Annotated in this window: 13 protein-coding genes; 10 read left to right on the plus strand and 3 right to left on the minus strand. The window is 53.2% G+C overall.

Translation table 11 applies throughout. From position 1 onward, the window contains the following. Positions 1 to 2,671, minus strand: a 2,671-nt coding sequence (locus tag BXP70_RS17690; RefSeq protein ID WP_143436554.1) for a gliding motility-associated C-terminal domain-containing protein, incomplete at its 3' end; no start/stop codon positions are given. A 226-nt stretch (positions 2,672 to 2,897) separates the two neighbouring features. Between BXP70_RS17690 and BXP70_RS17695 the strand changes: the two genes are divergently transcribed. The 10 genes from BXP70_RS17695 to BXP70_RS17740 all read left to right on the plus strand — a co-directional run bounded on the left by BXP70_RS17695 (position 2,898) and on the right by BXP70_RS17740 (position 12,975). Next, positions 2,898 to 3,584: a succinate dehydrogenase cytochrome b subunit gene (locus BXP70_RS17695; protein WP_086595450.1), complete on the plus strand. Its 687-nt coding sequence runs from the start codon at positions 2,898 to 2,900 to the stop codon at positions 3,582 to 3,584. Position 3,585: 1 nt separating this feature from the next. Further along, positions 3,586 to 5,499, plus strand: coding sequence for a fumarate reductase/succinate dehydrogenase flavoprotein subunit (locus BXP70_RS17700; protein WP_086595451.1), 1,914 nt, complete (start codon positions 3,586 to 3,588; stop codon positions 5,497 to 5,499). A 150-nt stretch (positions 5,500 to 5,649) separates the two neighbouring features. After that, positions 5,650 to 6,405 (plus strand): succinate dehydrogenase/fumarate reductase iron-sulfur subunit, encoded by a 756-nt coding sequence (locus tag BXP70_RS17705; protein ID WP_086595452.1) that lies wholly within the window; start codon positions 5,650 to 5,652, stop codon positions 6,403 to 6,405. Positions 6,406 to 6,578: 173 nt separating this feature from the next. After that, a complete protein-coding gene (locus BXP70_RS17710) occupies positions 6,579 to 7,106 on the plus strand; it encodes an NADPH-dependent FMN reductase (RefSeq protein ID WP_086595453.1) in 528 nt (175 codons plus the stop codon). A gap of 92 nt (positions 7,107 to 7,198) precedes the next feature. Then, positions 7,199 to 7,576 (plus strand): hypothetical protein, encoded by a 378-nt coding sequence (locus BXP70_RS17715; RefSeq protein ID WP_086595454.1) that lies wholly within the window; start codon positions 7,199 to 7,201, stop codon positions 7,574 to 7,576. Between the two features lie 91 nt (positions 7,577 to 7,667). After that, a complete protein-coding gene (locus BXP70_RS17720; protein ID WP_086595455.1) occupies positions 7,668 to 8,441 on the plus strand; it encodes an MbnP family protein in 774 nt (257 codons plus the stop codon). Between the two features lie 6 nt (positions 8,442 to 8,447). Next, complete coding sequence (locus BXP70_RS17725; protein ID WP_086595456.1) at positions 8,448 to 9,506, plus strand: cytochrome-c peroxidase; 1,059 nt, start codon at positions 8,448 to 8,450, stop codon at positions 9,504 to 9,506. 61 nt (positions 9,507 to 9,567) lie between these two features. Beyond that, positions 9,568 to 10,572 carry a hypothetical protein gene (locus tag BXP70_RS17730; RefSeq protein WP_086595457.1) on the plus strand — a complete coding sequence of 335 codons (1,005 nt, stop codon included), beginning with the start codon at positions 9,568 to 9,570 and terminating at the stop codon, positions 10,570 to 10,572. Between the two features lie 123 nt (positions 10,573 to 10,695). Continuing rightward, a complete protein-coding gene (locus BXP70_RS17735; RefSeq protein WP_086595458.1) occupies positions 10,696 to 11,823 on the plus strand; it encodes a cytochrome-c peroxidase in 1,128 nt (375 codons plus the stop codon). A 42-nt stretch (positions 11,824 to 11,865) separates the two neighbouring features. Then, complete coding sequence (locus tag BXP70_RS17740; RefSeq protein WP_086595459.1) at positions 11,866 to 12,975, plus strand: acyltransferase family protein; 1,110 nt, start codon at positions 11,866 to 11,868, stop codon at positions 12,973 to 12,975. A 274-nt stretch (positions 12,976 to 13,249) separates the two neighbouring features. Here BXP70_RS17740 and ftsZ read toward each other — a convergent pair whose 3' ends face one another. After that, positions 13,250 to 14,764, minus strand: a complete 1,515-nt coding sequence (gene ftsZ / locus BXP70_RS17745; RefSeq protein WP_086595460.1) for a cell division protein FtsZ — start codon at positions 14,762 to 14,764, stop codon at positions 13,250 to 13,252. A 131-nt stretch (positions 14,765 to 14,895) separates the two neighbouring features. After that, entirely contained in the window at positions 14,896 to 16,272 is a 1,377-nt protein-coding gene (ftsA, locus tag BXP70_RS17750; RefSeq protein ID WP_086595461.1) for a cell division protein FtsA, read from the minus strand. Positions 16,273 to 16,359 lie beyond the last annotated feature (87 nt).

Genomic DNA, 16,359 nt, shown 5'->3' on the forward strand with positions numbered 1-16,359 from the left:
ACACCTTCGGCCGGAACGTATCGTTGATACCGTCCCCGTTTGGCGTGAAGATATTCGGCAACACAAACAGCTGGCAGTTGTCGGCGCACACCTCCGCACTGAGCGCACTGCGCTGCCCGCGCACATCCACCGCCTGCACTTGGTAGCACACAGCTTGCGACAGCAACCCTTTGTCATCGTAGCTGGTCACGCCGGGGGTGCGGGTAGAGTCGCGCAAACTCATTTGCGTTTCGTTAGCGGCCCGCGAGAAAATGCGGTAGTAGGCAATATCTGTAACGCAGCCCGCAGGCGCATTTGTGTCCAAAGTCCAGCGCAAGAAATTGGTGTACGTCTCCCCTGGGCGCGGGAACACCCCGGAGCGGCTGCTCACTACTGCGTTCAGGCTGTCGCAATTGTTCACCAAGCGTAACACTGGCGGGCACGGTATGGCCGCTAGCACGACACACTGCTGCTGGCTCAAGTTGATTAGCGTATTCAGGTAGGAGTTGCCAGGCAAACCATAGCCGCCTTCCGTCTGCACGTAGTAGCAGTAGGTCTCCCCTTTCTGCAACGGCGCTGTTGCCGAACCCTGATCCACGTAGCTACCGCCAGTAGCCCCGCCTGTTACACTAGCAATCTGCACAAAGGTATTGCTGCCTGGGTTGCGACGGAAGACTAGTGTAGGACGCCCCGCATTAGTCCACGGCACCGCGTACGTCCAGGTTAGGTTCACCTGCGTGGCGGTTTGGTTGGCTACCGCGGTCAGGCGCACACTCGATGCTGGTTGAGTAGACTCGCTTTGCACGCCTGCTTGCCCAGGTATGCCACCTACAAAGAACTCTAGGCGATAGGTATACGCGTTCGACTGGGTGTTCAGCCCTGTGTCCACGTAGCTAGTATCGGCTAGGTTGCTAGTTGTGAATACGGATGTAAAGTTGGTAGTACCCTGCCCTACGGCCCGCGAGAGGCGATAGCTATTCGGAGTTGGAAAGCCACCTGGGATGTTGGGGCCCGTTTTAGGCGCCGTCCAACGCACCGTGATAGCGCCGGCTGTAGTGCTGGTCTGGTCTACCGTTACGTTCTTGAGTAGAGCGCTCTTGCCTTGTATTGGCACGCAAACCTCTTGCGAGGCTAAGCTAGCTCCACCACCAGGCAGTGGGAACGTTGCGTAGATGCGGTACGAATAGGACTTGCCTCGCTCTAAACCTTGCGTATCGGTGAACTGCTGGGTGTCTTTAGCGACAGAACCCACCTGCACATAGCCTAATGAAGCAGGTAAGCCAGTTTCGCAGGCAGATGGGGTGAAGTTAGTGCAACCTTCCTTACGGAAAATCAAAAGTTGAATGCCATCACGGCCCACACAATCGGCTAGGTACCGGTTCCAGCGTAGCGTCACGGAGGGTGGAATCGTTGCGTTCTGCTGAGCAGTTAGCCCCGTTGGAGCCGGCCCAATCACCGTAATTCGCCATCCTCGCTCGTCGATCAGTGGCGAACCGGAAGTGGGAGTATCTTGCGCCTTGAACACAATTTGCGTTGGCTCGCTCGCGATGTTGTTGCAGTTAGGCGTCCATGTGAAAGTTCCACGCGCTGTGGGTGGCCCTGCTGCTGTTTGCCGGAAGGTAGCCGGCGGAATGATCCCGCTATACGCAAAAATGGTAACCGGATTCCGATCAGGGTCGGTAGCGGTGATAGTACGTGTTACCGTGGTGCCGGCCACTACGCAAGTGTCATTGGGTATTTTGAGGAGGGGCCGCAGGTTCTCGTTGTTTTCTACGATGATCTGCATATCCCGAATTACTTGACCGATGCGCCGAGCCGGTGCTCCGGCTACGCGTCGCCACTCACTTACCACGAAGGCAGCATTGTAATAACCTAGCCTAAACGGCGCATTCCACACGATTTGGCCGGTTCGCACGTCCTGCGAAAACCGTACAGCATTCCCACCCGGGTCGCTGGGGGGCCCATTGTAAAGGACACTGGTACCACCAAAAGCAGGATCGTCGGGAAAAGTATAGCCAGGGCAAACCTGGTTGTTAGGCCGGTTATTGCCTGTAGGGGAAGCCGTACCTTCTATACCTTCGGGCACATACTGGCAGCGCACCAGCTGAAAGCTCAAGGAATCGCCATCTGCATCAAAAGCAGCGGGGTTGTGCAAAAACACTTGGTTGCGACCAGCACGGTCGATAGCAGGTGCCGTTAAGATGGGCGCACGGTTAAAGCCCAGCGCCGGATCAATGACAATCGTGGTGGAGATGTAGAACGACCGGTTAAATGAATCAGGAATGTTCAGAATATCCCGGTTGCGGTTTTCTCCGATAAAGCTGACCGTGTAGGTCCCGACCGCATTGTAGGTGTGCTCAAAGTAGTAGATATTGAGGTCGGTGGTATTCGACACGCGTATCGGATCAGCCGTAGAGCGCTTAATAGCATCCACTCCGCTGCTAGTACCGTCGCCAAAGAAGATTGTAGCGGTTGGTTGCCGGACGCTTGATGGAGCGTTGTCCGTGTACAAGATCATCTTGAAGAAGATGCGGCGTGGGTTGCGACCCGCCGTTGTGTCCACTTTGGCTTGAATGTCGCCGGCACGTAAGTGGGAAGCTTGGGTGTTGCGCGCTAAAAGCAGCAAACAGGATAAGCCTATCCACAATGCCAGTAGCAACCGCCTATTAGCAGCAGGTAGCGAAAGAATCATAGAAGATCAGGTTGTGTGCAGAGGGATGAAAAAGAGCAAAAAAGCCGCTGAGAAATCTAACAAAAAAGTACGGGGCTAGGTTAGAAGAAAGCTAGTATGCTCTAACGACGGAGGTTCGAGATTGATTCATGTACTAGCCAAACGAATAATTTGGATTGTTTCGTACATAATCGGCTCCTACCTTTGACCACTACAACTAACGTTTCTTTACCTACTAGTAGCTCCTATGAGTTGGATTAGTAATACATTTTCCAGCAGTATTGGCCGTAAGGTCATAGTGGCCATCACGGGCTTGTTTCTTTGCTCGTTTTTGGTAGTCCACCTGATTGGCAACTTTCAGCTGTTCAAGGATGATGGCGGAGCCGCCTTCAACATTTATTCACACTTCATGGGCACCAACCCAGTGATTCGCACTGTTGAGTGGGGATTACTATTGGGTTTCGTTTTCCACATTTACGAGTCGTATACGCTAGCCGTCCGAAATCGGGCAGCTCGTTCGGTCGCTTATGTGGATAGCCGTCCTAGCCAGAACAGTCCTTGGTACTCGCGCAGCATGGCGCTGCTCGGCACCATCATCCTGCTTTTCTTGCTGGTACACATGTACAACTTCTTTTATCGGGCCCGTTTCGGCGATTTGGACCCCGATATCAACAACAACGCGGACCTCTACACTTTGGTGTACAGTTCCTTTAAGCAATGGTGGTATGTACTGCTTTATGTGGCGGCCCAAGTGGCTTTGTGTTACCACCTAATCCACGGTTTCCGTAGCGGTTTCCAAACGCTAGGCTTGAACCATCGCAAGTACACTCCCCTTGTTCGGATTATCGGCTACGCTTTCGCCATCATTGTGTGCGCTGGTTTTGCCGCGATGCCGCTGTATTTCTTCTTCTTCAAACCAGAACTCGCTCATTAAGATGCTACCGGATTCCAAAATTCCCGAGGGCCCATTGGCCGAGAAATGGGAGAAGCATAAGTTCAACGTCAAGCTCGTAAACCCAGCCAACAAACGTAAATACGACGTTATCATCGTCGGTACGGGCTTGGCAGGTGCATCGGCGGCAGCTTCGCTAGCGGAGCTAGGCTACAACGTAAAAGCTTTCACCTATCACGATTCGCCACGCCGCGCCCACTCCATTGCGGCGCAGGGTGGCATCAACGCTGCTAAGAACTATCAAAACGACGGTGACTCTGTGTTCCGTTTGTTTTATGATACTATCAAAGGTGGTGACTATCGTGCCCGCGAAGCCAACGTGTACCGATTGGCTCAGGTATCGGTAAACATCATCGACCAGTGCGTAGCACAAGGTGTACCTTTCGCCCGCGAATACGGTGGATTGCTCGCTAACCGTTCCTTTGGTGGCGCGCAGGTAAGCCGCACTTTCTATGCTCGCGGTCAAACGGGTCAGCAGCTATTGTTAGGTGCTTATTCGGCTTTAAGTCGCCAAGTGGCTTACGGAAAGGTGAAGCTCTACACCCGTTCCGAAATGCTGGATTTGGTAGTAGTAGATGGCAAAGCCCGCGGTATCGTAACGCGTAACCTCATCACTGGCGAGATCCAAACGCACTCGGCGCACGCTGTCATTCTAGCTACGGGTGGTTACGGTAACGTATTCTATCTGAGTACGAACGCCAAGTACTGCAACGTAACGGCTCCATGGCGCGCCCACAAGAAGGGTGCTTTCTTTGCCAACCCCTGCTTCACCCAGATTCACCCAACCTGCATCCCGGTATCGGGCGATTACCAGTCGAAGCTGACGCTGATGTCGGAGTCGCTGCGTAATGACGGCCGGGTGTGGGTGCCAAAAGCCAAGGGCGACAAGCGTGACCCACGTCAGATTCCAGAAGAGGAGCGCGACTACTTCTTGGAGCGTAAATACCCTGCTTTCGGTAACCTAGTACCTCGCGACGTGGCTTCACGTAATGCCAAGCAGGCTTGCGACGAAGGACGCGGCGTAGGAACGACAGGCCTAGCCGTATACCTCGACTTTGCCGACGTTATCAAGCGTGAAGGCGCCGACAAGGTGAGCCAGAAATATGGCAACTTGTTCGAGATGTACGAGAAGATCACCGGCGAAAACCCTTATGAGTTGCCGATGCGCATCTACCCAGCTGTGCATTACACCATGGGTGGCCTCTGGGTTGATTATAACTTGCAAACCACTATTCCGGGCTTGTATGCTACCGGTGAGTGCAATTTCTCTGACCACGGAGCTAACCGCCTAGGTGCTTCGGCCCTGATGCAAGGTTTGGCTGATGGTTACTTCGTTATTCCTTATACGATTGGTGACTACCTAGCTCAAACGGCGCCCACGCCCGTCACGACGCAGCACCCTGCTTTCGCGCAGGCAGAAGCTGAGGTACGGGAGCGGATCAACAAGCTGATTAGCATCAAAGGCAACCGGACGCCAACAGAGTTCCACAAGGCTCTTGGCCACATTATGTGGGAATACTGCGGCATGGCACGTAATGCAGAGGGTTTGCGCCATGCCAAGGCAGAGATTCAGAAGCTTCGTAAGGAGTTCTGGAGCGACCTGAAACTGGTTGGCACCAACGAAGAGTTGAATCAAGCCCTGGAGAATGCGGGCCGCGTAGCTGACTTCATTGAGCTAGGTGAGCTTATGGTAGACGATGCTCTGCACCGGAACGAAAGTTGTGGTGGTCACTTCCGCGAGGAATACCAGACGCCTGAGAACGAAGCATTGCGCGATGACGAAAACTTCGCTTACGTGGCTGCTTGGGAATTTGCCGGCGAAGGCAAGCCCGAAATCCTGAATAAGGAAGAACTGCAGTTCGAAAACGTGAAGCTCACGCAGCGCAGCTATAAGTAATGTTGAATTTTGAATGTTGAATTTTGAATAGCTGCTAGGTAGTAGAATGCTAAGCAGCTATTCATTGTTCATTCCTTAGCTCATTCAACATTTAAAACTCAAAATTCAAATTTTTATAAAATGGCTGGTAGTAACCCGAATGCCAAACCCATGAATCTCACCCTAAAGGTATGGCGGCAAAAGAACCGCAACGCTGAGGGCCAGATTGTGGAATATCAAGTAAAAGATATCTCCCCGGAAATGTCTTTTCTGGAGATGCTGGACGTACTGAACGAGGACCTGCTGCATAAAGGAGAGGAACCGGTTGCCTTTGACCACGATTGCCGCGAAGGAATCTGTGGTTCGTGTAACTTGTTCATCAACGGCCGCGCGCACGGACCAGAAAAAGGTACGACGACTTGTCAGCTTCACATGCGTAAGTTCAGCGATGGCGACACCATCACGATTGAACCCTGGCGTGCCAACGCTTTCCCGGTAAACCGTGACCTAAGCGTGGATCGTTCGGCCTTCGACCGTATCATTCAGGCCGGTGGCTACGTGAGCGTAAACACTGGTGGTGCTCCGGACGGCAACGAGATTCCAATTCCGAAGCCCGTTGCTGACCGTGCTTTCGAAGCGGCTACTTGCATTGCATGTGGCGCTTGCGTGGCGGCTTGTAAGAACGCTTCGGCTATGCTTTTCGTGTCGGCAAAAATATCGCAGCTAGCTTTGTTGCCACAAGGCCAAGTAGAACGCAAGACCCGCGTGGAAAACATGATTGCCCAGATGGACAAGGAAGGTTTCGGCGCTTGCACCAACATCGGTCAGTGCGCCGCTGAGTGCCCGGTAGGTATTTCGCTGGAAAATATTGCCCTTATGAACCGTGAGTTTATTTCGGCAAAAGCTACTTCTAACAACCTAGCTTAAGGCTTGATTTAAACATAATAAAAAAGCGAACCAGCACTGGTTCGCTTTTTTATTGTCCTGTACCCAAGCTTACAAACTGAAAGTTGAGACTTTTCGCACTAGCTACTGGCATTATATAGCCAAACTGCGCACTTAACTGTTATGGGTTAACTTCTCTTTATTACACACGCTGAATGATTACTATCATCGCGGGCACCAACCGACCCAATTCACGCGCACTTCGCATTGCACACTTGTATGCTAGCTTATTAGCACAACGCGGAGCAGCTCACCAATTGCTTGACTTAGCAGCGCTGCCTGCTGATTTTATCACCAATGCGCTTTACGATAACGTAGGCCAGCACCCAGAATTCAATCAACTCGTCAAGCTAGCCAGCGAAGCAGATAAACTCGTCTTCGTAGTGCCTGAGTATAACTGCTCCTATCCAGGCGTGCTCAAAATGTTTATTGATGGCCTCCCCTATCCAGGGGGTATTCGGGGCAAGAAAGCGGCACTTGTTGGCCTAGGTACCGGTAGCCAAGGAGGTCTGTTAGCCTTGAGCCACATGACCGACATTCTGATGTACCTAGGTACGGCAGTACTTCCCACCCGCGTTCGGCTACCATTCCTCGACCAGCACCTGACGGCTGATGGGGAGCTCACGAATGCCTTATACCAGCAATTGCTCGCCGAGCAGACCGACCAACTCATCGCTTTCTGATCTGAATTGTCTGGCGAACAAATCTTGCGCTCAAGATTTGCATCCTGGACCTAGCCCCTATCTTTGCCATCTCACTTACCTGCTTTTGCAGCATGACGCGCGCTTTTGCTTGGTTTCTATCCGCACTTATCCTGCTCCAGACGTTCAGTCAGGAGTTGATGGTGCTGGATTACCAAGTGCACAAGGAGCGAATCACGGAGCTTTTCTGCGTGAATAAAGCGAAGCCTCAACTTCACTGTAATGGTAAGTGTCATTTGGCTAAGCAGCTTCGCAAGGCAGCCGATGCAGAAAGCAAAGCACCCGTAGGTTTTGCGAAAGTAAAATACGAAGCAGTAGCGCCGCTTGCTTCGCTCGTTAGTGCGCCCATTTGGTGGCCCTCCGTGTCGCCGCAGTATGCGCTGCCTGTGGCAGCCGCCTACGCATTTACGCCCGCACACAGCATTTTTCATCCTCCTTCCCTTCAGGTCTGAACTCCGCTTTTGGGGCGAACCGCTGACACTTTCTGGAAGATAGTGCCAGCACATACGCCTGCGTTTCAGTTTTACCCGAAGACTTTCACAAATGCTGTTTTCTAAACTTTCCTCGCTTTGGTTAGCGCTGGCCTTTACCGCTATTACCTTCACCAGCTGCGACAAAGACGATACAACTCCCGCCGATAGTGTCGGAGGAGTGGACATCGAATTTGACAATGTAGTAGGCAACTCCCCACTAGCTCTTAACACCGGCAACTACACAACAGCCGCCGGCGACCAGTTTACGGTTACGACCTTCAATTACTACATCTCAAACATCCGCCTGACGAAAGCAGATGGCACTGCGTACGTGCAGCCCGATAGCTATTACTTGGTTAGCCAAGCCGATGATGCCTCCAAGCATCTTTCCCTCAAAGACGTACCGGTAGGAGACTATACCGGCATCACCTTCACGATTGGTGTCGATAGTACGCGCAATGTATCTGGCGCGCAAACAGGAGCGCTCGACCCAAGCAACAACATGTTTTGGACGTGGAATTCAGGCTACATCTTCATGAAGCTAGAGGGCACCTCGCCACAGGCGAGCAGAGGTGGGCTCCTATTTCATATTGGTGGTTTTCAACATCCTTACAACACGATCCGTACGATTTCACCTAGCTTCAACGGCACCACCCTTATGGTGCGCACAGATCATAGCCCGGAGATTCATATGCAGGCCGACGTGCTGAAGATGTTTGCTAGTCCAAATCAGATTCGCTTCGCGAACCTTTCCAATAGCATGGGCGGTGCTACCTCCGTGCAGGTTGCCGATAACTACAGTAAAAGCGGCATGTTCACGGTGGCGCATATTCACGCCAACTAACTCGTGATGAAAAGCATGTTGCTAGTCCTGCCAGCCTTTGGGCTGGCAGGACTGCTCACGAGCAGTTGCCACCCCGACGCCGATGTGCAGCCTACGGTAACAGTGCCTGGCTCTGTGTTGCCCGCCAACTTTCCGGTACCGACTTACGCGTTGGAAACCAATCCTCCGACGCAGCAAGCCTTTGAGCTAGGTCGCACGCTATTCTACGATCCTCAGCTTTCTCGGACCGGCGAGGTATCGTGCGGAAGTTGCCACCAGCAGTTTGTTGCTTTTGCCAATGCTGATCATCGCGTGAGTCATGGCGTGGCAAACCGGCTAGGTACGCGCAACGCACCGGCGTTGCAAAACCTGCGATGGAAATCTAATTTTTTCTGGGACGGCGGACCTAAAAACTTGGAGACATTACCGCTGGCACCGCTCACCAACCCGGTCGAGATGGACGAGACCTTGGAGAACGTACTGCGTAAGCTCAACGCTGACCCCGATTATCCACGTCGTTTTACCGCGGTGTACGGTACCTCCCCCATCGACTCGTATCAGCTGTTGCGGGCGCTAGCCCAGTTCACGGCGTCGCTGACTTCGGCCAATTCTCGCTACGACCATTATGTTCGGCAAGAAGCTGGTGGTACCCTCAGCGCGAGCGAGCTAAGTGGCAAAGCGCTGTTTGCCACCAAGTGCGCCACTTGCCACAGCACCGATCTGTTTACCGATGGTTCGTTTCGCAACAATGGCCTAGACCGCTCTTTCGCCGCTGACTCGGGGCGGGCACACATCACGCGCGTGGCTAGCGACCTAGGTCTTTTCAAAGTGCCTTCACTGCGCAATGTTGCCCGCACGGCGCCTTACATGCACGATGGCCGCTTTCAGACACTGGTGCAAGTGCTCGACCACTACGACCAGGGTGTGGTGGATTCTCCCACGCTCGATCCGCTGTTGCGCCAACCTAGCAGCCAGTTCGGCATTGCGCTTTCGGCCCAAGAGAAAAGTGACTTACTGGCCTTCTTGGCCACACTTACCGACGAGCAATTCATCAAAGACAAGCGCCTAGCCGAGCGCCAGCCCTAGTAATAAGCTGCGCGACGACCAATTTATTTCTACACGACTTTGTAGACACTAAGCTAGCTTCATGAAAAAATTCTTTCTTTCTATTTCCCTGCTCCTAGCATTCAGCGCCACGGGCTACGCCTGCGATATTTGCGGTTGCTTCATGGGCATTACTCCCTACGATAACCAAAGTGGCGTCTCACTGATGCACCGTTACCGTATCTTCAACGGCTACCGTCAGCTAGGGCAAACTCCGCAGTTTTTCCCGAATGGCGTGCGACCGTTTTTTCCCGCGCACTTCAACAACGACACCGGCTACGAGCACTCCCACCACGGCGACCCCGACGACTACGAAGCCTTTCGGGTGATCGAGCTGCGCGGTAAGTACTTCCTCTCACAACGCGTGGAGCTGAATGCGTTTGTGCCTTACGTAATGAACACTTCGCAGATTAACGGCAAGCAGTTAAACGCCTCCGGTCTCGGCGACGTAACGGTTTTTGCCGGCTATCATCTGATCCGCAACATCGAGACGGCCGGCGTGCAGAGCCGCTTGATTGTGGGCGGCGGGGTGAAGCTTCCAACGGGTAATTTCCAACGCGTAAACCATGACGGCCGACGCTATCCGCTGCTAAATCAAGTCGGCACGGGCACCACTGATGGCTTCGTGTATGCCAACTATATCGGCAGCTGGCACAGCCTAGGGCTAAGTGTGAACAGTAGCTACCGCGTGGCCTCACGCAACCGCTTCGAGAACAGCATTGCACCTAGCACCACTACCTTCGCTAGCCTGTTTTATCGCCTCCCTCTAGGCACCAACTGGCAGGTATACCCTTCTGCCCAATTCTTTTATGAAAAGACTGACGGCGAAGAACTGGAAGGACACCTCACCGGTGAGCACGAAATGAACAACGCGCTACTCGGCCCCGGGCTGGACGTGTACTATAAGAATTTCTCGCTGAACTCCAGTGTGCAGTTGCCCGTGTACACGGCCTTGACCGACCACCCCGCCAGCGCGGGCCGTTTTGTCGTGGCTGTGGGTTATAGCTTCAAGCAAACCAAGTACTTACTAAAAAGAAAGCAAGAATAACGTAAGCGACAATCTTGCGCTTGAAAGTGCGTTCAGAATACGTTCTGTACGCGTGAAACCCGTCTGTAGCCAGCGGTGTTATGAGCGCGAATATGTATCTTGAAGAATACTCCTGCCCTGCCTATGCTACCTAGCCTTCCGCGTATTTCTTCTTGGCTCTGGACTGCGGCTTTCGTTTTCTTTTTGCTGGCAGCGTGCGGCAAAACGGACCCGGAGCAGGAATCGGACGAGGATACACCGGTCGTGACCACGCCCTATAGTTTAGCGCTGCCCAGCAAATTTCCGCAGAGCGTCACGGTTCCTGCCGATAACCCCTTAACGGAAGAGGGCGTGAAGCTAGGTCGGTTCTTGTTTTACGAAACCAAACTGTCGCGCGACAATACCATGTCGTGTGGCAGTTGCCACCAGCAGCGCAAGGCATTCACCGATGGTCGGGCGCGCGCGTTGGGCGTCGATGGGCAGGAGCATCCGCGCGGGGCTATGTCGCTAGCCAACGTGCTCTGGGAAACTAGCTTGAATTGGGACGGTGCCGTTGCGACGCTGGAGCAGCAAGCACGTATTCCTATCGAAAACCCGGTGGAGCTGCATCAGTCACTGACTGATGGGGTAGCCAAGCTCCAGCAAACTGACTTATATCCTCCTCTATTCCGGCAAGCATTCGGCTCCAAAGTCATTACGGAAGAAAACGTGCTGAAGGCCTTGGCACAATTCGAACGCACGTTGATTTCGGCTAACTCCCGTTTTGACAAGTACAACAACGGCGACCGAACGGCACTGAACCAGACAGAGTTGCAGGGCCTGAACTTGTTCAATACCCACCCCATAGCGGTGTCGTTGCCGGGTGCTAACTGCTTTCATTGCCACGGCGCCCCCTTGTTTACGGCCCGCGACTTCTTCAACAACGGCCTCGACGCTACGTTCACAGACCTAGGTCGGGGCGGCGTTACCAAGCAGAGCTACGACAATGGTAAGTTCAAAGCACCATCGCTGCGCAACATTGCCCTGACGGCACCTTACATGCACGACGGACGCTTCCAAACGCTTGAGCAAGTACTCGACCACTACAGCGACCATGTGCAGCTTGCTAGCCCCAATATCGACCCGAACCTGCTGGATGCTACCAATTCCGCTTTCAGCAACCAACTGGTTCTTACAACAACTCAAAAGAAGCAGCTTATTGCGTTTCTGAATACGCTTACGGACTCAACCTTTATTCAGGACGCGCGCTTTTCGGACCCGTTCAAACCCTAGGAGCTAGATAGGGCGCTTATTTTGCGGTTGTATTCTTCCGCCATGCCTATTCTTCTCCCGCGACCTAGCGCTGCACAGGTCAATACGCTTTCGACCACTTACCTACCAGCCCTCACGGGAATACGAGCAGTAGCCGCCTATTTGGTTTTTCTGCACCATTTCAATCCGTTCCAGCCGGAAGGAGCTACTCAGCTATTAAGCCGAATCGTATTGGAGTTTCACATCGGTGTGTCCATCTTTTTCGTGCTGAGCGGCTTCTTAATCACGTTGCGTTACTATGGTACTGAGCAACGGGACAGTCGCTGGTGGGGCACTTACTTGCGTAATCGCATGGCGAGAATTTATCCCATGTATTTTCTGCTTACCACCGCATTCTTTCTGCTGCGTTTTCAGACAGAAAGAATATTTGCCTTGCGTACCTGGTTATTCAACGTACTGTTTCTGCGCGGCTTCTTCGATGAGATGAAGTTCTCGGGTATAGCGCAGGGCTGGACGCTCACAGTAGAGGAATGCTTTTATCTGTTTGCACCTATAGCTTTCATACTGATGCACAAGCAGATAAAGTTATGGATTCAACCTTTTCTATTGTTAGCATTTGGCTGTCTACTAGTTCTTACGGTAGGCCAATTGCACCACCATGGCTTGTTCGGCGATTTCAAATTTGTACTACTGTACACCTTTTTCGGGCGGTGCTTTGAGTTCTATGCGGGGATGCAACTCGCTATTTGGTACAGGCAAGGACGCTTGCGACGCTACTCTTTTTCTGGCTTCCTTACCTACTTAGGTGTACTTATAATGGCAGCTGCACTAGGCGGCATGGTCTGGGTAAAAGGTGGCTATAACTACGGGCAAGAACATCCCTTCGGCACTACACTCAATAACGTGGTGCTTCCCAGTGGTATTATCACGTTTTTTGCTGGATTGCTCACCGAGCAGACTTGGATTCGTCGCCTTCTGGCTTCTCCACCATTACAACTACTAGGTAAAAGCTCTTACGTTTTTTACCTTATTCACATGGGTTTCATACAGGCTTGGTTAGCAAGGAATTGGACTGAAAATTCAGGCAAGCTTTTTGTTGTTCTAAATATTCTAGCTATTGTACTTTATTATATAGTAGAGCAGCCTCTCAACCGCCTACTACGCAGTACTTGATTCTTTTCTAACCACCCTTTCTCCTCGCTGATTTGCATGAACTTTACTCGTTTGCTCTGTCTTTCACTGCTAACGCTTCTGACAGCATGTTCGGTAGCGTCGCACCCCCTGACCACTTCCGCTGATCCGGAAAGAGCTGATCCGATCAATATGAACCACGCCCAACTTACAGACTCTGCTACCAAAACGCAGCGCTAATGATACGCTTATCAAGAAGCTAGGCCCACCGAAGAATCTTCGGTGGGCCTAGCTTTTTGTGCTTTATGCTTGGCAACTAATCGACGTTGTCGTGCAAGAAACGGTTGTCACCAAGGAGTTCGTTATCGTCAGATAGGTTAAAGCGTGAAATATTACGCTCGCCTGACGGCACAACGTTTTCCAGCTTCACTTGCCGACGCAGATAAGCAGGTGTTTCCAACTGATCCTTGATGGCATCATTGGTGAGACCGTTGCTTAATTCCTGCAAGCGGCGGCGGCGTTCTTCAGCCCGCGCATCCAAGGAAGGCCGTGCGGAAGGTACCGGCGCGGGGGCTGGTTGGGGCTGAGGTTGGGGGGCTGCCTGATATACCACTGGCTCTGGAGCCGGCGACGAGGGTGCTGCTACAGGCGGTACAGGTGCGGAGTACGGCGAAGTCTCCAGATCAAACGTCACTTTCGGCGGCTCAGGGGTAGCAGCTACGGGCGCCGGTGCAGGTGCTGGCGTGCTAAACGTCGGTACAACCGGCGCCGGGGCTTCCTGCCGATCCTTGTCGAACAGATTGATCTGTGCGTCTGGGCCCGACTCGGCTCGCGTACCTAGGCCCTGAATGCTGATGTTGTGCGTTTCGCGGGCGAAGCCGGTAGCAATAACCGTCACGCGGATGCTCTGACCTAAGGTCGAGTCGATACCGTGACCGAAAATTACCTCAGCGTCCTGGCCGGCTTTGTCTTGGATGTACTCCGTGATTTCGGTGAGTTCGTCCATTTCCAGCTCAGCCTGGTCGCCCGACATGATGCTGAGCAGGATCTTCTGCGCACCATGAATGTCGGTGTTGTTGAGCAACGGCGAAGCCAAAGCCTCCTCAGCCGCACGATGAGCGCGGTTTTCGCCCTCCGTGATGCTGCTACCCATTACGGCAGCGCCGCTGTCCTTCATGACCGTTTTCACGTCTTCAAAGTCCACGTTCACCTCGGCCGTTACCGTGATGATTTCCGCGATACTCTTAGCCGCCGTGCTCAACACGTTGTCCGCCTTAGCGAAAGCAGCGCGAATGGGCAGGTTGCCAAAAATCTCGCGGAGCTTATCGTTGAGAATTACCAGCACCGTGTCGCAGTTCTCGCTCAGTTCTTTGATACCGTGCTCGGCCTGTTGACGCTTCTTCTTGCCTTCGAACATGAAAGGCGCCGTCACGATACCTACCGTGAGGACACCTAGCTCCTTCGCTACTTTGGCAATGACGGGCGCGGCGCCCGTGCCCGTACCACCGCCCATACCAGCCGTGATAAAGACCATCTTGGTACCGTTACTGAGCAACTCGCGGATTTGCTCGCGGCTTTCAATGGCCGCTTGCTTGCCTCGCTCAGGGTTGGCGCCGGCACCTAGCCCTTCGGTCAGGTCGACGCCAATCTGGAGTTTATTGGGTACGGTGCTGCTTTGCAGCGCCTGTTTGTCGGTGTTGCAAATGACGAACTCAACGTCTTTGATACCTTGGCTGAACATGTGGTTGACGGCATTAGAGCCGCCCCCACCCACGCCAATCACCTTGATGATGGAGTCGGATTGCGCCGGGATGTCGAATTTATAATTCATTGTTGACAGGTCAGATGATAGGTGGCGAATGACTGAATCGGCCGAATTGTTAACAGATGTTTGTAAAGGGTGTTAGACGACGACCATTTACCAATTCAGCTATTTAGCCATTTGACAATTTAGCCTTTAAACTAATACTGTTTATCGTCAAAATCGTCAATCAGCAGTCCTTTCGTGCGGCTGATGATGTCCATGAAGAACTTGCCAGCACCCGAAGTTTTCTTCGGCGGGGCAGGTTGCTCGGGCTGTTGTTGCTGCTGCGTAGGCGCGGGCGGTGGCGTAGGCCGAACCTCGGGGGCCGGACGGTACGCAGGCAGCTGCGGCTCCTCTTCGTAGCTGCGGGTCACGCGCTCATCGATAGAGCGGTAGCCCGACAGCACGAGCCCAACGGTAGTAGCGTACATCGGCGACTTCACCGCCTCAATCTTGCTCTTCCCTAGGTGCTCGTTGGGGTAGCCGATACGAGTATCCATACCGGTGATATACTCCGTTAGCTGCACGAGGTTCTGCAACTGCGAGCCGCCACCGGTCAGCACGATGCCAGCCGCTAGCTTGTCGCCGTGGCCAGTGCGCTGAATTTCAGCGTATACCAACTCAATAATTTCCTCCATCCGCGCCTCAATAATATGAGCGAGGTTTTTGAGGGAAATCTCCTTGGGAGCCCGGTCGCGCAGGCCAGGGATGCTCACGATTTCGTAGTCGCTAGCTTCCTCGGCAATGGCTTTCCCGAACTTCACCTTCAGCTGCTCGGCCTGATTCTGCATCACCAAGCAGCCTTGCTTGATGTCAGACGTCACGATGTTGCCACCAAAGGGTAGCACCGCCGCGTGGCGGATGATGCCGTCCTTGAAGATAGCGAGGTCGGTGGTGCCACCGCCAATGTCGATCAGGGCTACACCGGCCTCTTTCTCCTCTTCGCTCAGCACCGACATGCTCGACGACAGGGGCTCCAGGATCAGGTTATCGATTTCTAACCCGGCCTTCGTCACGCACTTATTGATGTTGTTGATAGCCGTGCTCTGAGCCGTGATGATGTGGAAGTTGCCCTCCAAGCGCACGCCCGACATGCCCACGGGGTCCAGGATGCCTTCCTCGTAATCCACCTTGTAGTCTTGGGGCATTACGTGGATGATTTCCGAGCCGGGCGGGGTCACCAGGCGGTACATGTCGTTGGTCAGGCGGTTCACGTCTTCCACGGTAATTTCATTGTCCATGGAAGCGCGCGTGATGCTGCCGTTGTGCTGCAAGCTCTTGATGTGCTGCCCAGCAATACCCACGTTGACTACGCCAATGTTGATACCTGATTGTTCTTCGGCCTGACGGATGGCTTTTTTAATGGCATCAACGGTCTTATCAATGTTCGACACGATGCCACGCACGACGCCTTCCGACACCGCTTTGCCCATGCCGAGGATTTCAAGTTTGCCAAACTCGTTCTTTCGCCCAACTAGGGCGCAAATTTTAGTGGTGCCAATGTCGAGGCCGACTACAATCTTATCGTTTTGCATGGGTAGAGACGGGCGAGAGAGAGTGATAATTTAGTTGCAAGAGGTTGTTCTTCGAAAACGCATAGCTGCGCGTCGTAGCGTAGAGGT

The sequence above is a fragment of the Hymenobacter crusticola genome, from assembly GCF_002154225.1.
GTDB lineage: Bacteria > Bacteroidota > Bacteroidia > Cytophagales > Hymenobacteraceae > Hymenobacter > Hymenobacter crusticola.